This window comes from Acinetobacter sp. AR2-3 (genome assembly GCF_001878775.1).
Taxonomy (GTDB): Bacteria; Pseudomonadota; Gammaproteobacteria; order Pseudomonadales; family Moraxellaceae; genus Acinetobacter; species Acinetobacter lwoffii_D.
Genome location: NZ_MJIQ01000082.1, coordinates 1 through 4,542, shown reverse-complemented (window position 1 = coordinate 4,542; position 4,542 = coordinate 1). Strand labels below are relative to the sequence as shown.

Below are 4,542 nucleotides of genomic sequence, written 5' to 3'. Positions count from 1 at the left end.
ATATACTGCTAAAGGTAGGGGGTGATCCTCTATAACCCTTTATCTACAAGCCTTTAAGGTAGGCTAAAAACATTAAAAACTATTAAAAACATTAAAAACATCAATTAAGAAAAATTGCCCTTGGTTTTCGCTACGCTCAAACTCTATTGAATCTCGCTTTCGCTCGATTCTAGGGACAATTTTTTGGTTAATACATATATCAATTTAAAAAAATCAAAAGCAATAATGCATTCGCTATGCTCATGCTTTTTTAAAAACAAAAGCTTCATCGTTCGCGCACTTCGTGACGCTCTGATTCTGAGTCACGTAAACAAAAGGAAGCCTGTAATCAGGGAAAAACCCGGCTAAAAGTTGAGGGTGTCAGTTCGCTCGTAGACACTCGCTCTGTAATATATTGTTTTAAAAAACTATTTTTTATTAGGATTTCTCACATCTGTTGAAATATCTTGTACTGTCTTATTTATTAATTGAAACGCTGCTGTATTTTCAGCATGTTCAATATATTTTTTCAGTTGTTCATTATTACTTAATCCATTAATTAAGATTGATGATTTAATTGCTCTTCCAATTTTCTCAATATCATTAGTTTCTTCTGAGATATTCATATAATTCAATAATTTTTTAACTGCTGCTCCTAAAAAAATTAATTCAGCATTTCTTTGATTTCGTGATTCAGCTTTGTTTTCAGCAGTCTTAGGGTCGAGGGCTTTTTGAATTTCGACAGCAATATTTTTTTCAAGAAATTCATTCTTAGCTGATCGTTTGAGCTGATCTAAAGACTTGTGCATTGTGAAATAAGCATCTGCACTTGTAGTTGATAGTCTTTCGAGTGCAAGTATTGATTGTTCGAGCTGTGTTGGTTTTATGCTTTGTTTTAACAGATTGAAATAAGTCATCCGTTTATCAAAATCATTTTTTTCATATCTACATTTTTTAACTAATGCCAAGTTTTGAATGAGTAGTTTTTCAGGATTTATTTCATATTCCCTAACAAAATTTTGCTCAATTAGTTTATGAAAAGGGAGTGTTTTAATGTGCTTGTAAAGTTCGCATAGTTCATCTTGAGTTACGACTAAATTTGGACGACCTGCCATTTATGAAAACCTCAAAAAATGTCACTAATTAAAAATTATCATAACCTGCAATTGGGGATGAGTCATAATTATTTCTGTTTATACAGAAATAATTAATGACCTCGTTTCCGTGTCTTTTAATTGACATACCCCCTAAAGGGGTTATGATCAAGTTAAAAGACACTACTCCTCGTCCTGCCGGAGGCAGAAGAGACCCAGCTAATAGAGGGATTTTTTATGTATTACTTTAACCAACGGCAGAATGTAAAAAATAAAAAAACTCTAATTAAGTCGGGTAAAAACAAAGGCAAAACAAAGAAAAGTCCAACTTCAAAAAATGGCTTTCACTACATCACTAGAACAGCTCATCACGCGACACTAAAGGAAGGGGAGTCTGTCGAATTTGTTAAGTCTGGGAACATGCCCCAATGGGCTAAGAACGACCCAAAGAAGTTCTGGCATAGTGCGGATAAATATGAAATCGAGCGCGGCCGGACTAGCCAAGTGATGACGGTCGCACTGCCAAAAGAGTTAAGCCAATGGCAACGGCAAGAACTTGTCGAAAAGTTTATTGATGAGTTCGCAAACAAGCATCAATTTCCGTTCACTTGTGCCGTTCATATCCATAAATCAGCAATTACGGGTGAAGATCAACCGCACTTGCATTTCATGTATTCAGAGCGAACCCTTGCCGATGGTTTGGAAAGACCACCGGAGCAATTCTTTAAGCAATATCGTCCAAAAAACCCAACAAAAGGTGGAGCTGAAAAACTAACAGCAGATGCATTGGGCTTAGGTCGTGATCAAATCGCTTATCATCGACAAGTTGCTGAGAACTTGATTAATGAAAGTCTGGTGACGTATGCACCCACTAAGGTTGTTAAAGTGAAAGGGCGTAATCCTGGGGAGCCGGAACTTGAAATTGTTGTGCCGAATATAGCTTCATGCTTGAGCAATAAAGACTATAACGCCAAATATGGCACTAATCTGAAAGATGTTGAGCAGATCCCACGTTATAAACTCAATAGCTCTGATCCTGACGTGATTAAAGAAGTTGAAGCAAAGAAGGAAACGATTTTACAAACTAGGGATTGGAATAATTTTGAGCTATATCAACAGCAGTATTACGCTATGCTTGAAAAGGTCAAGCGGAAAGAAGCTGAAATGCAGCAACGGCAAGTAATTGAGCGTGTTTCAGCATCCGATTTAGCCTACAAATTAGATTGGATAACGCATCAAGGAACAGTTGAAAAAGTGAAGGAAATTAGGAAGCTCGCAGTTCTCCAAGACGAACCAAATTCTAACTATATCGATGTACTTGAGCGCAAAGCATCCCTATTGAATGACGTGGCAATAAAAGAAGATCGGAAAGAGGTATCAACTCTGATTTATGAAATTTACAAGCATGATTTAGAGCAAATACAAGAATGCTCAAAGAGTCGATCTATGACTTATAGTGAAATGCGTATGTCAGAGCGTTTAAATGAGCGTATTTCACGATTTGAAAGCATATATGGTGCAAATACACATGGACAGCTTAAGGTTAAAAATACGCGAAATTATGATGATCTAAATAATACTTTCGAGCTGTAAACCGGACATTTCTATTTGGGGCTTACAATGAAATTTCGTATAAGAGTTTTTATGTTAAATAAAAAGACGCCTATGTAAAGGCGTCTTTTGAATATTTCTAGATTATTGAAAAGCTTGTCTTAGAACTTCACCTTTCTCTGTAGAAGTTTGGCTAGTTGTAGAGTTTTCATCATTTATATCTAAAATATCTTTTCTTTTTTCAGGGCCATAATATGAAATAAACTTATTTATAGATTTATCCCACGCTAAATAACTGTCGTTATATTCAGAAGTAAAACGATAGCCATCTTTTATTTTTTTAAGCTCCAATCCTTCACGACCTAACCAATAGTTAAGAACATGATCATATTTACCTGCTTCATTTTGAAAGTAGATATCTATAAAGCCATCACTGTTTCCAGTGAAAATTGAGTAAGCACCTTCACAGGTAACGTCTGAAGATCGGATAATATAGTCTTTTAAGCCATCATTATTAAAATCTATATTTACTAAAAACCCTTTATTGAAAGTGATTTTAGGATTTTTAACTTGCATTTCTTCATCTTCAGATATGCCTTGGCAGGTATCTATATACTCACTTTGAACTACTTCTTTAATCTCTATAGGCAGCTTATTGAAAGGAATACTATTATTTTTTACAGGGATTTCTGCTAAAGAATTTGTACAAAAAACAGCTATGGCTGCAAAACCTATTAACTTTTTCATTAATAAACCTATTTATTTGGATTTTATAGAGATTAATAGGTGTATCTAAAACCTTGTGCCATCATACAATCTTGTATCATTTCAGCTTTTTCATTTTGATTTACTTTAGCTAAACCTATGTCATAGCGACATTTTGCTAAAGCACTATTAGCATCATGTGGAGTAATTCCAGCTTTTCTCCACATAGGTTGTGATGTACTACATGCAGAAATTAAAAGTGTTGAAACAGCTAATGCCCCGATAATTGTTTTTTTCATAAAAAACTCTATAAAATTTAATCAAATAATTTTTCTATTCTATCAAATTTTATGAATTTTGTAATAAAAAATGGGAGCTTAAGCTCCCATTTTTACTGATGATTTTTTAATTCTTTTAGCATGGCATCCCGCAAGATTTCATTCATGCGTGTCTGATAACCTTTACCTTGTGCTTTGAACCATGCAAGTACGTCAGCATCTAAACGAATAGATGTTTGTTGCTTCACTGGACGATAGAATTGATTGTGGCGTACAGCATTACTCCAGTCGGTAATTTCAGGAATATCTGATAGATCTAGCTGATCGTCAGGAACTTTTCCCTTAGCAAGCAAGCGTTCAATTTCAGCATCTTGCTTGTCGCTGAATTTTTCATTCAGTTCTTTGCGTGAGTATCTAACCATGCTCATATTTATCTCGCTCTGCTTTAGTTACCTGTCTTGCACTAATGATTCGTATGATTTCACAGTCATCTTCATCAAAGATGGTATGAGCTACTAAGAGCATTAGTACGCCTTTCACTTTTCCAATGGTCTGCCAACGTTCTTCGCCATCGGTATGTCTGTCCTGGATTGAGATCCTTAAAGGATCTTCAAAAATAAGGCTTGCAGTTTCGAAAGAGACATCATGTTTTTTCTGATTCTTTCGATTCTTTGCCTCATCCCATTCGAAATACTGTTCCATAAAAAACATTCAAATTTGTATATACAATAATGTATCACAAAATTGTATCACTCAATGGCATAAGCGTAATTTTTAGTCAAAATTATTGGCAAAACATACCAAAACTGCTCATAAAAAAGCCGACTTGTTTCAAAATCGGCTTTTGGGGCATTTTTAGATTTTTATGGCTTAAATAAGTATCTGATATTTATATTAATATACAAGTGTACTTCGTATAACGCCCATTATGTTAA

The 4,542-nt window shown here is 34.8% G+C and carries 6 protein-coding genes; 1 reads left to right on the top strand and 5 read right to left on the bottom strand.

Annotated features, from left to right (window positions below; translation table 11 throughout):
* Nucleotides 1–407 precede the first annotated feature (407 nt).
* Nucleotides 408–1,094 carry a hypothetical protein gene (locus BFN00_RS14105; protein WP_071852198.1) on the bottom strand — a complete coding sequence of 229 codons (687 nt, stop codon included), beginning with the start codon at nucleotides 1,092–1,094 and terminating at the stop codon, nucleotides 408–410.
* A 216-nt stretch (nucleotides 1,095–1,310) separates the two neighbouring features.
* Between BFN00_RS14105 and BFN00_RS14100 the strand changes: the two genes are divergently transcribed.
* A complete protein-coding gene (locus tag BFN00_RS14100) occupies nucleotides 1,311–2,666 on the top strand; it encodes a MobA/MobL family protein (protein WP_071852197.1) in 1,356 nt (451 codons plus the stop codon).
* Nucleotides 2,667–2,768: 102 nt separating this feature from the next.
* On the opposite strand, the gene BFN00_RS14095 is transcribed toward BFN00_RS14100, so the two are convergent.
* The 4 genes from BFN00_RS14095 to BFN00_RS14080 form a co-directional block, all read right to left on the bottom strand.
* Entirely contained in the window at nucleotides 2,769–3,371 is a 603-nt protein-coding gene (locus tag BFN00_RS14095) for a hypothetical protein (protein ID WP_071852196.1), read from the bottom strand.
* Between the two features lie 32 nt (nucleotides 3,372–3,403).
* Complete coding sequence (locus BFN00_RS14090) at nucleotides 3,404–3,628, bottom strand: hypothetical protein (protein WP_071852195.1); 225 nt, start codon at nucleotides 3,626–3,628, stop codon at nucleotides 3,404–3,406.
* A gap of 92 nt (nucleotides 3,629–3,720) precedes the next feature.
* Nucleotides 3,721–4,035: a BrnA antitoxin family protein gene (locus BFN00_RS14085; protein ID WP_071852194.1), complete on the bottom strand. Its 315-nt coding sequence runs from the start codon at nucleotides 4,033–4,035 to the stop codon at nucleotides 3,721–3,723.
* The gene (locus tag BFN00_RS14080; RefSeq protein WP_071852193.1) at nucleotides 4,022–4,309 is read right to left on the bottom strand and encodes a BrnT family toxin; all 288 of its coding nucleotides are present in this window, start codon (nucleotides 4,307–4,309) and stop codon (nucleotides 4,022–4,024) included. The genes BFN00_RS14085 and BFN00_RS14080 overlap by 14 nt, the downstream gene beginning before the upstream one ends.
* Between the last annotated feature and the right edge of the window lie 233 nt (nucleotides 4,310–4,542).

Coding starts and splice junctions, on each gene's coding strand:
- BFN00_RS14105 (WP_071852198.1), bottom strand. CDS start 1,094: ATGGCAGGTCGTCCAAATTTAGTCGTAACTCAAGATGAACTATGCGAA.
- BFN00_RS14100 (WP_071852197.1), top strand. CDS start 1,311: ATGTATTACTTTAACCAACGGCAGAATGTAAAAAATAAAAAAACTCTA.
- BFN00_RS14095 (WP_071852196.1), bottom strand. CDS start 3,371: ATGAAAAAGTTAATAGGTTTTGCAGCCATAGCTGTTTTTTGTACAAAT.
- BFN00_RS14090 (WP_071852195.1), bottom strand. CDS start 3,628: ATGAAAAAAACAATTATCGGGGCATTAGCTGTTTCAACACTTTTAATT.
- BFN00_RS14085 (WP_071852194.1), bottom strand. CDS start 4,035: ATGAGCATGGTTAGATACTCACGCAAAGAACTGAATGAAAAATTCAGC.
- BFN00_RS14080 (WP_071852193.1), bottom strand. CDS start 4,309: ATGGAACAGTATTTCGAATGGGATGAGGCAAAGAATCGAAAGAATCAG.